The organism is Algibacter sp. R77976 (assembly GCF_044594645.1).
Taxonomy (GTDB): domain Bacteria; phylum Bacteroidota; class Bacteroidia; order Flavobacteriales; family Flavobacteriaceae; genus Algibacter_B.
In genome coordinates this window covers 39937-57615 of record NZ_CP138989.1, presented here as the reverse complement: position 1 = coordinate 57615, position 17679 = coordinate 39937, and the positions used below count along the sequence as shown (strand labels likewise).

Sequence of the window (17679 nt, the reverse complement as noted above, 5' to 3'; positions counted from 1 at the left end):
GGAGTTTAAATATACTTAAAAACACATGTTATTTAAATAGGCCGAAAAAACCTTTTTTCTTTTCAGGAATTGGAGGTGTAGAATTTGTTAGCATTTGATATACTTCTCCCCAGCCAGGGAAACCACCAATGTTTCTGTCATCTATAAATAAATCGGCATTTATCTTTCTGCTTATATCATTGGTGTACTCTTCTTCTTCGAAACTTTTATTTATAGCATAAAAACTAATGCCATTATCTGCACAAAATTTAACAGCATCGTCCAACTTGTCTCCACATCTATAGGTCCATAAAATAAGACGATGCCCATCATCTTGTAACTTTTTTAAAGTTTCAAAAGCAAATAACATAGGCTTACCAACTCTCGGGTACGCATCTTCGACTATAGTGCCATCAAAATCCACAGCAATAATAAGTGTATCGTTAAAATTCATTTAATCTAGGGCTTTATTAACCGTATAAAGTTACACTTTTTCTTGTTAATGGATTAAACTAAAGGATGTTGCGTCATTGCGGCAGGTTGCTCAACATTCATAAGTTTTAATATTGTTGGTGCCATATCGCCTAACACACCATCTTTAATTTCTTTAAGATCATTATCAATTAAAATAACTGGTACTGGGTTTGTAGTATGTGCTGTATTAGGTGATCCATCTGGGTTTATCATGGTTTCACAGTTCCCATGATCTGCAATAAGAAGTGTTGTGTAACCATTGTCTAAACCAGTTGTTACAACATCTTTAACGCAAGTATCAACAGCTTCACAAGCTTTAATCGCAGCTTCCATAACACCAGTATGACCAACCATATCGCCATTTGCGAAATTTAAGCAAACAAAATCAGCATCGCCTTTTTCAAGTTCTGGTACAAGAGCATCTTTTAATTCGTAAGCACTCATTTCTGGTTTTAAATCGTAAGTAGCCACTTTTGGTGAATTTTTAAGAATACGAGATTCTCCTACAAAAGGTTCTTCTTGTCCGCCAGAAAAGAAAAATGTTACGTGTGGGTATTTTTCTGTTTCGGCAATTCTAATTTGCTTTTTACCAGCTTTAGATAAAACCTCGCCTAATGTTTCTTCTATATTATCTTTATTAAAAATGACTTTTATACCTTTAAAAGCATCACTATAATTAGTAATGGTTACATAGTATAAGTTTACTTTTTTAGTATTGTATTCTGGGAAATCTTTTTGATTTAACATTTCTGTTAATTCACGTCCTCTATCTGTTCTGAAATTGAAAAAGATAACGACATCATCTTTTTGAACTGTAGCAACAGGTTCATTATTGTTATCTGTAATAATTAATGGTTTGATAAACTCATCAGTAACATCATTATCATAATTAGCTTGAATTACCAATTTAGGATCTGTTGTTTTCGTACCAGCTCCGTTTACAATAGCATTATAAGCTAACTGAACACGTTCCCAACGATTATCTCTATCCATAGCATAATAACGCCCAGTAATAGATGCTATTTTTGTATTTGTACCTTCAATATAATTCTCTAAATCTTCAACATAGCCTTTGCCAGATTTAGGATCTACATCTCTACCATCTGTAAACGCATGAACAAAAGAATTTACTCCTGCTTTATTTGCAGCATCAATAAAACCTTTTAAGTGGCTGGTATGTGCATGAACACCTCCGTTACTTAATAAGCCTAAAAAATGAACGTTCTTATTATTATCTGATGCATATTTTAAGGCATCAACTAAAACTTTTTCGTCTTTTAATGTATCTTTTTCAATAGCTAAATTAATTTTAGCTAAATCTTGATAAACAATTCTACCAGCTCCTAAATTCATGTGTCCAACTTCACTATTTCCCATTTGGCCCTCTGGTAATCCAACATGTAAACCGTCTGTGCGTAATGTAGCAAAAGGGTATTTTTTATATAAAGAATCTATAAATGGTGTATTGGCATGATCGATTGCTGAAACTTTTGGGTCTGGAGAGTTTCCCCAACCGTCTAGAATCATTAAAATAACTTTTTTGTTCATTTTTATAAAAATTTTTAAAACTATACAAAGATAAGAAAGTTCCTTATAAGTGAGACTAAAAAAACCTTTGAAAAGCCTTATTTTTTAGGGATTTGTGTATTGCTGAATAAAGAAAACGATTTCGTTAATACTATGCGAAATAAATGTTAAAAATATGTTATAAAAAATAATTTGTGTAACAGAATGGTTTTGATGTCGTCTTTATAGTATATCAAAAAACATAAATCAATAAATCAAATTAAAATCTTTCATCATGAAAAAAACAATCATTATTTCCGCAATCGCATTATGCTTTTCAATTGTATCTGTAAATGCAACACCAGTAAATCAATCTGTTAATAACAAAGTTGAAGCTTTTTTTAAAGTGAATTCGTTTTGTGTATCTATTGCTAAAGGCGATTTGGAAACTGTTCAGAAACTAATTAGTAGAGGTGCAGATGTAAACGCAAAATCTAATGGCATGACTCCAGTAATGTATGCCGCGAAGTTTAACAGAACTGATATTTTAGAGCTTTTAATTGTTCACGGGGCTAATTTAAAAGCCAAGTCTGATAAGAAAATGACAGCTTTAAAATATGCACAACTACATGGGGCAAAAGATGCCGAAACTATAATAGTAAAGGCGATAGCGGATGCAAAAGCTAAAAAGAGAAAATAATTATAAGAATTAATAATTATTTTGAGTTAGTCACTCATAAAAAAAAGCCTCGTTTTACGAGGCTTTTTTGTGTTTTATAGATTTTTGTATTTATCGATAGCTTCTTCAATTTTTTCAATTCTATTCTCGGGGTCTGGGTGTGTACTTTGAAATTCTGGAACACGATTTGGTCCTGCAGCAGCTTTTAAAATTTCCATAACACCAATCATTTCTTCTGGGTTATATCCTGCTTTAATCATAAATTTAACACCTAACTCATCACTTTCTAATTCGTCGTCTCTTCCATTAGTTAATAGTTTTTGTTGGCCAATGCCTCCTACTAATCCGCCCATGTCGGCACCAACAGAACCTGCTGTTGCTAGCCCTTGCCAATATTCGCTTTCGGCAATACGTTCTGCACTATGTCTTCCTAGTACGTGTCCTATTTCATGCCCTAAAACACCAGCTAATTGGTCTTCGTTTTCTAATTTAGCAAAAAGTGCTTGGGTAATAAATATTTGACCTCCAGGTAATGCAAAAGCATTAATGGTGTTTGGGTCTGCTAGTAAGTGGAATTCGTATTTATAGGGTGTTTGTCTAGCAATACTATTGTTTACAAGTTTGTTTCCAACATTATCTACTAAGGCTTGGTATTGTTTGTTTGGATGTAAGCCGCCATGTTGTTGCGCCATTTGAGCTCTACTATCTAGACCTATTGCAATCTCTTTATCAGGTGTCATTGAAATAGTTTGCATTCTTCCAGTATACGGGTTTTCTTCTCTTTGGCTGCATCTTTTGAATACAAAGAATAATGCTATGGCTACACCAATAAGTAAACGGACTTTTAGATTTCTTCCTCTCATTTTAAAAATAATTGAAACTAAAATTACAAAAAATTAGTTAATAGTTATTATGACACATATTTTTAAATAGCGTCACGGTTATTTTAATACAGTTTTGTACATCGTGTAATGTAGGCCAATATCTGTTATATTAAATGGTTCTCCAATAATTTGATAACCACTTTTTTTATAAAAATTAACAGCTACTTCTCTAGCATTGCACCAAATTATTCTAGTGTTTTTTTCGCTAAGTAGTTTTTCACCTTGTACCAAAAGAAGTTTGCCTAAACCTTTACCTTGAAAAGCTTTTAAAACAGCCATACCTCTTAATTGATATTGGTGTTTATCACTAATATTTGGAGTGCTGTTTTTTAAAAAGGAGCATATGCCAATTAGGGTATTGTCTATAAATAAGCCTAAGTGAATAGTATCTTCAAGGTTGTCTCCACTAAAAACACAAGTCTCAATAGGTTTTGCTGTTCTTAAAACAGGGTGCCTTACTTGGTGGGTTTCTTCTGGAGTTATTTGCTTTATTGTGTAGTTTGAAGTTGTAATAATTTTGGGTGTTATTTTTGTTTATCAAACTTAAAAATATTTTGAAGAATTATTACCTTCACTTAAAAAATAATTTTATGCCTTTTGAATTCAAAATCTTAAAAAAAGAACATATTAATGAGGTCGTACCTTTAGTTGAAAAATTGAATGAATTTAAAGTTCCTGCTAGCCTTTTGAAAGAGCGTTTTTCTGAAATGATAAACCAAAACTATGAGTGTGCCGTTATTTATGATGGTAATAAAATAATTGGAGTTTGTGGATTGTGGTACTGTACCCGACATTATTCTGGCAGAAGTGTTGAGCCAGACCATGTTGTTATAGATGAAGCATATAGAGGGCAGGGTTTAGGTGCTCTTTTTTTTGAATGGATTTATAAATATGTTAAAGAAAAAGGCTTCGAGGCTGTAGAGTTAAATACGTATGTAAGTAATTATCAATCACATAAATTTTATTTTAATGAAGGGTTTAAAATATTGGGGTTTCATTTTTTAAAAAAGCTATAATTTTTCTTGTTTAAATAGAAACTGTTTATATATTTGCAGCGGAATAAAGGCGAGAGTAGCTCAGTTGGTAGAGCGTCAGCCTTCCAAGCTGAATGTCGCCAGTTCGAACCTGGTCTCTCGCTCTAAAAGCTTCATAGAAATATGAAGCTTTTTTTTATGCGTATTGGTTTTTTGTTAGTTGTTTAGAAGTGGTCTTGGCTGGTTTGCTTGCGTGAGGGATAGTAGTGGATAGCCCACAGCCCGACGTAGGAGGTGCGAGGACTTGTAACGAATAGCCTGACCCTTTTTAGGGGCACGCCCAAATTATTTTATTTTAACTGATTTAATGCTGTTCCAGATTCTACCTCGTAAGGTGTTTTGTTGTATTCGAATATTCTTGCTGTAAGCTCACCTTTTAAAATGATAGAATTATTGTTAACATGCAACCAACTACCTTCTCTTAAGCCAATTACGGGTTGGGTATTGTAGTGATGGAATTCTTTTATACGTGTTTCTCTAGTTTCTCCTTTATGCTTACTATTTGGATTTGGGTCTAAATAATGCGGATTTATGTTAAAAGGCACCAAACCAAGCGCATTGAAATTTGGCGGGTATACAATGGGCATATCGTTTGTAGTTTTAATGGTTAAGCCGCAAATATTACTGCCAGCGCTAGTGCCTAAATATGGTGTGCCATTATTTACAACTTGCTTTAGCGTATCTATTAAATTGTTTTTGTGTAATTGATTTGCTAATACAAACGTATTGCCGCCACCTACAAATATGGCTTCGGCTGTTTTTAGAGCTTCAATGGGGTTTTTAAACTCATGAATGCCTTTTAAATTTTTGTCGATTTTAGTAAATGCTTGTTTTGCAATTTTAGTGTAGTCGTTATGAGAAATACCGCTAGGTCTGGCGTAAGGGATAAAAATTATGGTGTCTACATTTTTAAAAAAAGCCTTTAAGTCTTGTAATATATACTCTAAATAGCCGCTACCGTAAATGGTAGATGTGCTGGCAATAATTATTTTTCTCATATAATTTAAGTTAGTATAAAACTAATTAATAGTTAGCATTAAAAAAATTGATAGTTTTTATTTTAAATAAAGAAATTAAAGTGGTAATTTAATAAATAAAAAAACCATGAAAAAATTCATACTCTTTTTAGCTTTTTTAAGCGCTCTTAATGGTGTTGCACAGCACAACAATAGAATTGAAGTTTCGGGAAAAATTATAGTAGAAGGTAGCGATATTTCTGGTATTACCGTATTCAATACATCGTCTAATTTGGGTACAATTACTGATGATAATGGTGAGTTTGTATTAAAAGTGACTTTAAATGATAATATTGAAGTGAGTGCGCTACAATATCAAAATATAAGTTTTAAGGTTAATGATGCTATTATAAAATCTAAAAAAATGAAGCTCTTTTTAATTGAAGAGATTAATAAATTAGATGATGTAATAATTTTATCTAAAGGACTTTCTGGAAATTTAAATACAGATTTAGAAGATACAACGCCTTTTAAACCACAATTAGATGCCTTATATTTTGGTGTTAGAAATAGTAAGGAATACAATTTTGAAAAAGATTACAAAACAGAAGTTAATAACGTTACTGTTGATAGACAGCACTTGCAAATGGTTAATGGGCTAAATATTGTTAATGTTGTAGACCAATTATTATTGCCTTTATTTAGATCTAAGGCTGCGGATAATAAGGGTGCTACTGTGCCAGAGGTTCCTATTGATGCTATTAAATATTATTTTGGTTCGGAATTTCTTGTTGACAATTTTAAAATTCCAGAACATCGTGTTGAAGAGTTTATTAGGTTTGTTGAAAGCGGTGATTTTGATTTCTCTTTACTTAACTATGGCAAGGAAATGGAGTTTCTTGAACTTCTTAATGCTAAAAGTGTTGAATTCTTGAATTCAAATAACAACTAGCTGCGCGCTTAAAGCTTTTAACAAAACATTAGAAGCTATTTACATTTTCTTTAAGATTTGAAATACGTTCTTTATGCTCTAATTTAAATAATTTGAGTAGAATATTACTTGTTACACTTTTTGTTGTCGCATCGTTCCCTGTTTATGGTCAATCTATTAATAGGGTAGAGGTAAGTGGTGTTCTTTTGTCAAACAGTAATGATGTTGAAGCGGTTACGGTTTTTAATAAATCATCAAATAGAGGTACAATTACTGATGAAAAAGGTGAGTTTACTTTAAATGTAGGCTTGAATGATGTCATTGAAATTTCGGCATTGCAATTTCAAGCAGTTACCGTTTTAATTGATTTAAATATAATTGAATCTAAACAATTAAAAATACAGCTTGTAGAAGAGGTAAATAAATTAGATGCTGTAACGCTTTCATCTGGTTTATCAGGAAATATGGCTGCAGATGTATCTCTTGTTAAAAACATAAAACCTATAATGCTTGAAATGGGTAATATGAATGTGGATTTCGAGTATAATGATGATAAGGCATTTGATAATGCTGTTATATCTGATCATTTTACATCTATAACAGAACCTGGTGCTCGTAAATTCATGCCAGATTTAATAAAAATTATTGGTTTTTTTACAAAGTCAAAAAAAGATATAAGTCTTACAAAAGAAGTGTTTGTAGGCCATAAATACGAAAAACCAAAAGATTTATTAAGTGTTTTTAGCTTAGAATATATTCAAGAACAATTTGAAATTCCAGAAGATAAAATACAGCTTTTTTTAGCTTTTGTAGAAAATAATGGAATAAGCTTAGAGCTTTTAAAGCCAGAAAATGAGATACAACTTATTGAGTTTTTAGTAAAGCAAAGTCAGCAATTTTTAATACACCAGCATGTTGAACATTAAGAAACTTTTAGTTGTGTTTATTTTGATTGGATCTCAACATGTTTTTTCACAATCAATTGAGCTATTGGGACGTATTGAAAGCAAAACCAATATTGAGAATATTCATGTTATCAATAAAACAGCTCAATTTTTTACAATAACAGATGCAAAAGGACATTTTAGTATTCCTGTCAAACTTAATGATACCTTAACGTTTTCTTCCATACAGCATAAACTTAAAGAAGTGATTGTTTCAAAACAGATTATTGCAAACGAAGCCGTTTTTGTGATATTGGATGAGCAAATTAACGAATTAGATGAGGTTGTTATTGGTAAAGTATTATCTGGCGACTTAATGGCAGATATTAAAAATATAGATGGTAATGCACCTATTGATTTTTATGATGTTGGTATACCAGGTTATACTGGAAAACCGGCTACTCAAAGCGAAAGAAGACTTGCGCAAGCTGGAGAGTTTAAACCAAAAATGTTATTAGGTATAGTTTTAGGAGGTGCTTCTCTAGATCCAATAATAAATGGACTTAGCGGAAGAACTAAAATGTTAAAAGAAAGAGTTAAACTTGAAGAAAAAGAAAGCTTGATGCAAAGTATAAAGGGGAGGTTGTCGAAAGATTTTTTTATTTCGAACCCTTTAGATGAAACATTAAAAATGGACTTCTTTTATTTTTGTGCAGACGATATTAATTTTATTAGAAGCTGTAAAAATCATACAGATTTTAAAATCTTAATTTTTTTAAGAATGAAGTACAGGCAATACATGGTTAATAATAATTCAAGTAAAAAATAATAAATTTTGGAATGCTTTTTGAAAAGTAAAAGAAGTATTTTAGTCATCTTAAATTATTTTCATGAAAGGTATTAAGTTTTTAATAATAGCCATTGTTATTCCGCTTTTTGCATTTACATCATTACATAAATATTATATAAGCGTTACTCATGTAAATTATGTGGAGGAAAAAGAATCAATTCAACTAATTTCAAGAATTTTTATTGATGATTTTGAAAGTGCTTTAAAATCAAATTATGATGAAACTATTGTTCTTGCTGAAGAAAATGAAGCAGGAATAATTAATACTTATATGGATAGGTATTTACAAGAGAATATCAAGTTAAAGGTTAATAATAAGGATGTTATATTCAATTTTATAGGTAAAGAATATGAAGGTGATATAGTAAAGTGTTATTTAGAAGTTCAAAATGTGAAAAATATAAAGACTTTTTATATTTCTAATAGTGTTTTATTCGATTTACAAAAGGATCAACAAAATATTATAAAAACAAAAATTTATTCTAAAAATAAGAGTGTCATTCTAACCTCCAATAATCTTAATGCTTTGTTAAAATTTGATTAAAACAATGTGTAATGAATACGTAATTTAGTACTTTTAGCCATATTTTGTAACAATCTTCTAAAGAAAATTGAAAAACACACATTTTTTTCTAATAAACTAAAAAACAACTATGAAAAAACACGCGTACCTTTTCTTGTCATTTGTATTCCTTTTTTCTGGAGTTTTTGCTCAAGAGCAAAGCAAAGAAAAACCACAAGGCCATACCGATCAAAACAAGTTCAGACAAATGAAAGACGTTTTGGCAACACCAAATGAAACAAGAACGGCCTCAGGTGCTCCTGGTCATGCTTATACTCAACAACAGGTTGATTATAATATGAATATTAGGTTAGACGAAAATAAAAGTCAAATTTTTGGTGATGAAAAAATAACATATCACAATAATTCTAAAGATTATTTAGAGTATTTATGGGTTCAGTTAGACCAGAATATGCGTGCTAGAGATTCTAAAACGCCAGACATTAATACAGAGCGTTTTGATGCTGTTTTTAATGGACCAAAATCTTTTGCTAAGGCTAACTTAAAAAAGCGTTTTGATGGTGGTTTTAATATAGAATACGTTAAAAACGATGATGGTTCAGATTTACCATATATGATAAATCAAACCATGATGCGAATAAATTTAGCTAAACCACTAGCTCCAGGTGAAACTTTCAAGTTTCAAATAAAATGGTGGTACAATGTTAATAACCATATTGAAGATGGAGGAAGATCTGGTTATGAGGCTTTCCCTGATGGGAATAACACCTATGTAATAGCACAGTTTTATCCAAGACTTTGTGTGTATGATAATGTTGAAGGATGGCAAAATATGCAATTCTGGGGTAGAAGTGAGTTTGCTTTAGAGTTTGGTGATTTTGAAGTTAAAATTACTGTGCCAGAAGATCATATGCTAGAGGCAACGGGCGTTTTGCAAAACAGGAAAGAATGTTTCACTAAAGAACAAATGAAGCGTTATGAAAAAGCAACTAAAACTTTTGATAATCCTGTTTTTGTAATTACTCAAGATGAAGCTGAAGCTGCAGAAAAGCAAAGAAGTACAAAATTAAAAACATGGCATTTTAAGGCTAAAAACGTTAGAGATTATGCTTTTGCGACATCAAGAAAGTTTCTTTACGATGCTATGGCGGTAGATATTAATGGAAGGTCTGTAATGGCAATTTCATTATATTCAAAAGAAGGTAACCCTTTATGGGAAGAACATTCTACAAGAGTTGTTGCTAATACGCTAGAGGAATACTCAAAACTAACTTTCGATTATCCTTATAATAAAGCCATTTCTGTGCATGCACAAATGGGAATGGAATACCCTATGATTTGTTTTAATTATGGTCGTCCTCAACCGGATGGAACATATTCTGAACGATTAAAAAGAGGAATGATTGGCGTTATTACGCATGAAGTTGGTCATAATTTTTTCCCAATGATTGTAAATAGTGATGAGCGTCAATGGACATGGATGGATGAAGGTTTAAATTCTTTTGTTGAAACATTAGCAGAGTTAGATTACGACCCAAATTTCATTACAGGAAATTTGCCAAAAGATATTGTACCTTACATGGGCGGCGATCAAAGCTTCATTTCACCAATAATGTCTCATGGAGACTATGTACATAAGTTTGGACCAAATGCATATACAAAACCAGCGGCTGGACTATATATGTTAAGACAGACCATTATGGGGCCAGAACTATTCGATTATGCGTTTAGAACATATTCGCAACGTTGGATGTTTAAACACCCAACACCAGCCGATTTCTTTAGAACAATGGAAGATGCTTCAGCCATGGATTTAGATTGGTTCTGGAGAGGATGGTTTTATACAACAGACTATACAGATATAGGTGTTAAAGGCGTTAAGCAATATTATTTAACAGATCAACCTTCAGAAGCAGCAAAAGAGACAGCAAGAAAGTATAATATGGATTTAGCAGAATTCAAAGATAAATTAGTTTATTATACTGAAGCTGTAGATGGAGAAATGCCTAAGGATGCAAAAAGTATTTCCGATTTTAAATTCTTAACCAATTATGTTGAAAGTTTACCAGAAGCTGAAAAAGCACGTTTAAAAGAGGCACCTAAATATTTTTACGAAGTAACTTTCGAAAAACCAGGAGGATTAGTAATGCCTATAATTATTGAAATTGCTTATGAAGATGGTTCTAAGGAGAGAAAAACATTTCCTGCTCAAATATGGAGGTATAATGAAAAGGAAGTAAGCAAAGTATTTAGAACAGACAAAGTTATAACAGGCATAACTGTTGATCCAGATTTAGAAACTGCAGATGTAGATACATCAAATAATGCTTGGCCAAAGAAAGAGGAAGCCAGTAGTTTCGATAAATTTAAACAAAAAGTAAAAGGTTAAAAAACCATAATTATGCATTAATAAAAAAGCCGGTTTTAAAAATCGGCTTTTTTATTTCAATAATTTTAATTGGTAAATGATATAATAAAAACAACTCACTATATTTGTATTGTGATACAACAAGCAACATTCTTATTTATTAGTGGCGGAGAAATAGCATTTATACTATTTATTGCCATTATGGTTTTTGGGGCAGATAAACTCCCAGAAATTGCTCGTGGCTTAGGTAAAGGTATGCGCACGCTTAAAGACGCTACAAATGATATCAAGCACGAAATCACCAAAACTGCCGAAAAAAACGGTATAGATACAAGTATTACTTCCGATGTTAAAAAGGAGCTTGATAAAGTAAAAGATAATATAGAAGAGGTTACAGGTTCAGTAAAACGTAAATTTTAGCCGTTCAACTATTCATCGACTTGCATTTCATCTATTAATCAAATACTTGTGTCGTTTTAACGAGTTTTTAATTTTGATTTAAGGTAAAAAAATACCTTTGGAATCCCTCCCCAAATCAATATTTGAGTCCCCTCCTCAAATCAAAATTTAAAATTATGAAAACGAACCTACTATTATGTTTTCTATTCTATTCTTTAATCACTTTCGGGAAAGAAGATCGTGAAATTATCAAGGAAATTGATAATATAAACTCATCCGCATTAAAGTTTTATAAAAATGACGAAATAGTAAAATCTTTTAAAGAGTTTATTAGTGCCAAGGCTTTGTCAGATTCTATTCAAGACCATTATGGAAGTGCAACTGCAAATTTTAATTTAGGTAATATTTATTACTTAATGGAGAATTATGAATCTGCAAAAGCATACTATCAACTAACTATAGATGGGTTAAGTACTATAAATGATGACTTCTTAATTTCTAGCTCTTATTTAAATTTAGCAAAAATATATAGAGAGCAAAAGGACTACAATAAAAGTGTCCAATATTTTGATAAAGTGCTTCAATACGCTGCAAACAAAAATGGGAGTGATTCTGCAAAGGAAAAAATTCAAAATGTTTTTTTTGAAGCAAGACTTAATTTGAGTGAACTATATATTGAAAATAATAATTTAGATGAAGCTTTAATAAACCTTTTAAAATTAGATCAATATTTAAAAACTAACCCTATAAACTCAAATTTAGAAGGCTATTTTAAATATGTTTATGCTATCTACTCTTTACGTAATGAGCATTATAATAGAGCAAATACTAAATTTAGAGCGGCTATTAATTTATTAGAAAAAAATGATGAAGAAAAAGATTTAGCTTTATTGAGTGATGTATACATGCAATTGTCTATTTCTTTAGCAAAATCAGGTAAAAGTACTGAAGCTTATATTACTTTACTTGAACAGAATAGTTATAAAAGTAAACTTCAAAATGAAGAAAAAAATAGGCAAGATTTAATCACCAAATCAAAATTCCTAATTGAAGATTATAAAAATGAGGCAGAAGTTGCAAATGCAGCAAGACTTCAGCAATTAGAAATTGCGAATAAATTCAAAAGAATTAACACTATAATTTTTATAACCTTATTACTGTTAATTGCATCAATACTAGTTATTTATATCGGTTATATCTCAAAAAGAAAATTAAATAGAGCTCTAGAATTAAAAAATAATGAATTAGAAGAAGCTAAAAACGAGGCTTTAAAAACATCAGAATTGAAAAGTAAATTTATTTCTAATGTAACTCACGAATTAAGAACACCACTTTATGGTGTAGTTGGCATAACATCAATGTTACTTGAAAATAATAGTTTGAATAATAGAGATAAAAAACACTTAAAATCTTTAAAATATTCTGGAGATTATCTTTTAAATTTAATTAACGACATTCTTCAAGTCGGTAAAATGGAAGCTAAAAAAGTTGAATTAAAAAATGTATCTGTTAATTTAAAGGATATGTTAGGGGAAATAGTTAATTCATTTGACTATAGACTTGTTGAAACGAATAATAAAATTGAAATTTCAATAGATAATTATGTGCCAGAACACATTAAATGTGATAAAGTAAGGCTATCTCAAATTTTAATAAATTTAATTGGTAATAGTGTTAAATTTACCTCAAATGGGGTTATTAATTTAAGAGTAAGATTGCTAAGTTTAGATACCAATAATGTTGGTTTAGGTTTTGAAATTCAAGACAACGGCATTGGTATAGCAAAAGAAAAATTCGATATGATTTTTGATAATTTCGCTCAACTAGAAGATAGCAATGTAAACTATCAAGGAACAGGATTAGGGCTATCAATTACTAAAAAATTAATAGCGCTGTTTAAAAGTGAAATTAAACTTGAAAGTCAAGTAGGTATAGGGACAACAATTAGTTTTGAAATAGATTTTGAATTAGATAATGAGAAACCTAAAGTTATATCAGATTTTGAAACTGAAGAAAAGAAGGTTGAAAAATCTCAAGAAAAATATAAAATTTTGGTTGCCGAAGACAATAAAATTAATCAAGTGGTTACCAAAAATTTATTAAAAAAACATGGTTTTTTATGCACCATTGTGCAAAATGGTCAAGAGGCTCTTGATGAAGTTAAGAACAATGAATACGATTTAGTTTTAATGGACATTAATATGCCAGTTATGAATGGTAATGATGCCACCATTGCCATAAGAAAATTTAATAATAGATTGCCTATAATTGCTTTAACAGCTGCTGATATTGATGAAATTGGAGAAAAATGTAAACGAATAGGCTATAGCGATATAATTATTAAGCCTTTTGATAATTATGAGTTTTTCCAAGTTATTAGCGAAAACATTCAAAACTCGAAAAAAGAAAAGAATGTTAAACTGGTATTAGCGTCGTAATTAAGGTAGAATAAATTAAATTTTCCTGCTAATTGTTAAACCGTCTCTAATTGGTAAAAGAACACTTTCAACGCGTGTGTCATTTTTTAAAAGTGCATTATATGCAATTAAAGCAGGTGTAGAAGTGTCGTCCTTTTTAAATGTTTTGTCTAAAATTTTACCACTCCATAAAACATTATCAGAAAGTATGATGCCACCTGGGTTTAACTTGTCAATAATCACATCAAAATAATTTGGATAATTACCCTTATCTGCATCAATAAACACTAAATCAAAAGTGGTGTTTAGTTTTGGAATAATTTCTAAAGCATTCCCTAAATGTTGATGAATTTGACTTCCAAATCCAGATTTGTTAAAGTATTTACGCTGAAAATCAACTAATTCTTCATTAATATCAATAGTATGTAACTCACCATCAGTTTTCATACCTTCAATTAAACACAAAGCAGAATAGCCGGTATACGTGCCAATTTCTAAAATGTTTTTAGGATTAACAAGTTTTGAAATCATACTTAAAACACGACCTTGGTAATGCCCACTCAACATTCTAGGTTGTAAAATTTTTTGGTAGGTTTCTCTGTTTAATTCCTGTAGTAACTCTGGCTCATTCTCAGAATGAGATACTACATAATTGTCTAAGTCGTCAGGTATAAAATGCATGCTTTCTGTTTTTAATCAATTGGACTTCAATATCAAAATTATGGCTTTTTCTGCATTTAAAACCTGAATTATTCAATTAATCAGCTAACGCAAATAATAACTAGTAGAAGTTATATAGAAAAAAATAAAAACTGGATTGGTGTGTAACTTTTATTACAAAAATAATACTAACTTGTAGACACCTAAAAGCGTATTATAAAAATCAATAAAATCTTTCATGAAACAACCATTCTTAATTCTATTTTTATTTATCACATCACTAGTATTATCTCAAGAAAACCTTCAAACTGAAAACCTAAGTTTTAATTTAGAAAATGAAATTCCAAAAGATACTTCGGCTATTAGAGGTGAATTATCAAACGGACTTAAATATTACATCAAAGAAAACAACAGGCCAAAAGATGTTGTAAACATCCGTTTAGTTGTAAAAGTGGGTCATCTTCAAGAAGACGAAACTCAACAAGGGTTGGCGCATTTGTTAGAACATATGGGGTTTAACGGTACTAAAAATTTCAAAAAAGACAAACTTGTTAAGTATTTAGAAAGTATAGGGATGACTTTTGGCGCAGATTTAAACGCGCATACCGGTTTTGAAGAAACGGTTTATAAATTGCAAATACCAAGTAAAGATTTAAAAAAGGTTGACAAAGCCTTTCAAATTATTGAAGATTGGGCGCATAATATGTTATTGGAAGACAAAGCTATTAATGACGAACGACCTGTAGTTTTAGAAGAATTTAGAGCACGTTTAGGAAGCGGCAATCGTGTTGGTAAAGAAAGCGCAGAGTTTATTTATAAAGGGATGCCTCAATTAAAATACTTTTCTGATGTGAAATTAGAGAATATTAAAAATTTTAAAACAGATGATATGCGTCGGTTTTATAAAGATTGGTATCGCCCAAACTTAATGGGAGTTATTGTTGCAGGTGATATTAAGGCTTCTTCCGCAGAACAAAAAATAAAAAAGCATTTTTCAAAATTAACAAATCCTGAAAACGAAAAGCCATTATTTGTATATGATAGTGTGCCATACCACAAAGAAACACGTATTAAAATTATTACCGATCCAGAAAAAACAATGACGTCTTTAGGGTTGGATTTTATAAATATTAGTCCAGTAAAACATAAACAAATATTAGCAAAACATCAAAAAGAGAATATTGTAAGAGGTATGATGATTTCTATGATTAATAGAAGATTGGTAGAAGTGTCTAATAGTGATGCGCCTCCTTTTATTGGCGCAGGTGTTCGAATAGGAGGTACTTTAAGTAAATACCACCGTAAATTTTCTATAGGTGCGTCTTCTAGTGAGGCAGGCGTAAAAAACACATTAAAACATATGGTTTTAGAGCTTGAACGCGTGAAGCGTTTTGGCTTTACAGAAAAAGAATTAAACCAGATAAAAAAAGATATGCTTGCTAGTAACGAAACTTTTTTAGAAGGTAAAGACGATTGGTATTCTAAAAGATATCTAAGTCTTTTAGAACAAGAGTTTAAAAACGATTGGGTATTATATTCTAAAGATTGGCGCTATAATTTTTACAAAACGGTTATTCCTCAAATTGGTTTAAATGAAGTTAAAAAAATGTTTGACACCCATTACCACGAAGATAATCGGGTATTGATACTTACCGCTCCTGAAAAAGAGAATTTGGTTTTACCAACTGAAAATGAATTATTGGAAACAATTAAAGAAGCTGAGGTTGATAGCACAATTACTAAGTATATTCCAAAAGAATTAAGTAAACGATTAATAAAAAATTTAGCACCTAAAGGCAGTGTAGTTTCAGAAGAAACAGAATTATACGGTATTAAAAAATTAACATTAAGTAATGGTGCTAGAGTTTACTATAAAAAAACAGATTTTGATAAAGAGAAAGTATCGTTTAAAGCTTTTAGCCATGGAGGTAACTCATTAATGTCTGATGAGGAAATTAAAAGCGTAGGGCAGTTAATGTCTATTGTAAAAGTTGCAGGAATTGGCGGTTTTAAAAGTCATGAGTTGTCTAAATTTCTTGCAGGAAAAAAGGTGAAAGTTGGTTCGTCGGTTTCTACTTATGATGAAACTTTAAAAGGATTGTCAAGAGCTAAAGATTTAGAAACTATGTTCAAATTAATTTATTTGAATTTTACGAGTCTTAATAAAAACGAAAAAACATATTCAACTTATGTAGATAAAATTAAAGAATCTTCTAAAAATAGAGTTTTAAGTCCTAGTGTTATTTTTTCAAGCGCGATAAGTAAAATAACTCAAGAAGGAAACCCCAGATATGTAAATATGAACGACAATGATAAGGTAGTACATTTGTTAGATTCAGTGCCTTATACTTCTTTATATAAAGCATATACAGAGCGTTTTGAAAATGCTGGCGATTTCAGTTTTTTCTTTGTTGGTGATTTTGATGAAGATTTACTAAAAACATTTTCCGAAACATATATCGCGTCATTACCAAGTACTGATGAAAGAGAGACATCTAAATTGTCTACCTATAAAAATATACTTTCCGGTGAGCGTGTTGAGGTTAGAAAAGGTTTGGAAGAAAAGGCTACATTATTAATTAAATTTGAAACAGAGGCAAAACATGTTAAAAAGGAAAGCGATGCCCTAAAAATGTTTGGTCAGATATTTAAAACCAGATTACGAGATAAAATTAGAGAAGAAAAAGGAGGAGTGTATTCTGTAAGGGCAAGTATTAGGCATGTTAGAAGACCATACTCTAAATACTCAGCGTCTATAACCTTTACTTGCTCCCCAGATAACATACAGGTATTAGAACAAGAAAGCTTAAAAGTATTAAACGAATTTTTAAAAGAAGGGCCAACAAAAAAAGAAGTAGCCGGTGTTAAAAAGAATTGGGTTTTAAATAGAAAAAAAGCTTTAGAAACAAATAGATTCTGGCTTGGTCATATGTATAATAAAATATACTGGAATCAGCCTTTTAAAGATTTAAGTGATTACGAAGAGAAGCTATCTGAAATAACTCCAAAGTATATAAATAAAATTGCAAAAAAATATGTTGGGACACCAAGTCTAGTGGCTAAACTCTTGCCAGAATTAAAGGAAGCGTCAGAGAATAAAATTTAAAATAATAACATAAACCATTACTCATAAAG

Annotated in this window: 16 protein-coding genes and 1 tRNA gene; 11 read left to right on the top strand and 6 right to left on the bottom strand. The window is 30.8% G+C overall.

All coding sequences use genetic code 11. The features are described 5' to 3' along the window. Positions 1-28: 28 nt before the first annotated feature. Both SJY43_RS00260 and gpmI read right to left on the bottom strand, forming a co-directional pair. Positions 29-433: a BT0820 family HAD-type phosphatase gene (locus SJY43_RS00260; protein WP_396601855.1), complete on the bottom strand. Its 405-nt coding sequence runs from the start codon at positions 431-433 to the stop codon at positions 29-31. Positions 434-486: 53 nt separating this feature from the next. Then, positions 487-2001 (bottom strand): 2,3-bisphosphoglycerate-independent phosphoglycerate mutase, encoded by a 1515-nt coding sequence (gene gpmI / locus SJY43_RS00255; RefSeq protein ID WP_396601854.1) that lies wholly within the window; start codon positions 1999-2001, stop codon positions 487-489. Between the two features lie 253 nt (positions 2002-2254). Between gpmI and SJY43_RS00250 the strand changes: the two genes are divergently transcribed. After that, entirely contained in the window at positions 2255-2659 is a 405-nt protein-coding gene (locus tag SJY43_RS00250; RefSeq protein ID WP_396601853.1) for an ankyrin repeat domain-containing protein, read from the top strand. A 74-nt stretch (positions 2660-2733) separates the two neighbouring features. Here SJY43_RS00250 and SJY43_RS00245 read toward each other — a convergent pair whose 3' ends face one another. Continuing rightward, the gene (locus SJY43_RS00245; RefSeq protein WP_396601852.1) at positions 2734-3501 is read right to left on the bottom strand and encodes a M48 family metalloprotease; all 768 of its coding nucleotides are present in this window, start codon (positions 3499-3501) and stop codon (positions 2734-2736) included. A 78-nt stretch (positions 3502-3579) separates the two neighbouring features. After that, complete coding sequence (locus tag SJY43_RS00240) at positions 3580-3906, bottom strand: GNAT family N-acetyltransferase (protein WP_396603429.1); 327 nt, start codon at positions 3904-3906, stop codon at positions 3580-3582. A 206-nt stretch (positions 3907-4112) separates the two neighbouring features. Here SJY43_RS00240 and SJY43_RS00235 point away from each other — a divergent pair, with 206 nt between their 5' ends. Both SJY43_RS00235 and SJY43_RS00230 read left to right on the top strand, forming a co-directional pair. Next, positions 4113-4538, top strand: a complete 426-nt coding sequence (locus SJY43_RS00235) for a GNAT family N-acetyltransferase (protein ID WP_396601851.1) — start codon at positions 4113-4115, stop codon at positions 4536-4538. A gap of 49 nt (positions 4539-4587) precedes the next feature. Then, positions 4588-4660, top strand: a tRNA-Gly gene (locus SJY43_RS00230). Positions 4661-4846: 186 nt separating this feature from the next. On the opposite strand, the gene pepE is transcribed toward SJY43_RS00230, so the two are convergent. After that, positions 4847-5554 (bottom strand): dipeptidase PepE, encoded by a 708-nt coding sequence (gene pepE / locus SJY43_RS00225; RefSeq protein ID WP_396601850.1) that lies wholly within the window; start codon positions 5552-5554, stop codon positions 4847-4849. A gap of 106 nt (positions 5555-5660) precedes the next feature. Between pepE and SJY43_RS00220 the strand changes: the two genes are divergently transcribed. The 7 genes from SJY43_RS00220 to SJY43_RS00190 all read left to right on the top strand — a co-directional run bounded on the left by SJY43_RS00220 (position 5661) and on the right by SJY43_RS00190 (position 13905). Then, the gene (locus SJY43_RS00220; protein WP_396601849.1) at positions 5661-6464 is read left to right on the top strand and encodes a carboxypeptidase-like regulatory domain-containing protein; all 804 of its coding nucleotides are present in this window, start codon (positions 5661-5663) and stop codon (positions 6462-6464) included. Between the two features lie 92 nt (positions 6465-6556). Then, on the top strand, positions 6557-7369 hold the full coding sequence (locus tag SJY43_RS00215; protein ID WP_396601848.1) for a carboxypeptidase-like regulatory domain-containing protein: 813 nt from the start codon (positions 6557-6559) through the stop codon (positions 7367-7369). After that, entirely contained in the window at positions 7356-8156 is an 801-nt protein-coding gene (locus SJY43_RS00210; protein WP_396601847.1) for a hypothetical protein, read from the top strand. The genes SJY43_RS00215 and SJY43_RS00210 overlap by 14 nt, the downstream gene beginning before the upstream one ends. A gap of 61 nt (positions 8157-8217) precedes the next feature. Then, a complete protein-coding gene (locus SJY43_RS00205; protein ID WP_396601846.1) occupies positions 8218-8721 on the top strand; it encodes a DUF6702 family protein in 504 nt (167 codons plus the stop codon). Positions 8722-8830: 109 nt separating this feature from the next. Continuing rightward, complete coding sequence (locus SJY43_RS00200; RefSeq protein ID WP_396601845.1) at positions 8831-11089, top strand: M1 family metallopeptidase; 2259 nt, start codon at positions 8831-8833, stop codon at positions 11087-11089. A gap of 111 nt (positions 11090-11200) precedes the next feature. Then, positions 11201-11488: a twin-arginine translocase TatA/TatE family subunit gene (locus SJY43_RS00195; protein WP_396601844.1), complete on the top strand. Its 288-nt coding sequence runs from the start codon at positions 11201-11203 to the stop codon at positions 11486-11488. Between the two features lie 155 nt (positions 11489-11643). Continuing rightward, positions 11644-13905 carry a response regulator gene (locus tag SJY43_RS00190; protein ID WP_396601843.1) on the top strand — a complete coding sequence of 754 codons (2262 nt, stop codon included), beginning with the start codon at positions 11644-11646 and terminating at the stop codon, positions 13903-13905. A 15-nt stretch (positions 13906-13920) separates the two neighbouring features. Here the strand turns inward: SJY43_RS00190 and SJY43_RS00185 are convergent, their stop codons facing one another. Next, positions 13921-14565 (bottom strand): O-methyltransferase, encoded by a 645-nt coding sequence (locus tag SJY43_RS00185; RefSeq protein WP_396601842.1) that lies wholly within the window; start codon positions 14563-14565, stop codon positions 13921-13923. Positions 14566-14782: 217 nt separating this feature from the next. Between SJY43_RS00185 and SJY43_RS00180 the strand changes: the two genes are divergently transcribed. After that, the gene (locus tag SJY43_RS00180) at positions 14783-17650 is read left to right on the top strand and encodes a M16 family metallopeptidase (RefSeq protein WP_396601841.1); all 2868 of its coding nucleotides are present in this window, start codon (positions 14783-14785) and stop codon (positions 17648-17650) included. Positions 17651-17679: the final 29 nt, after the last annotated feature.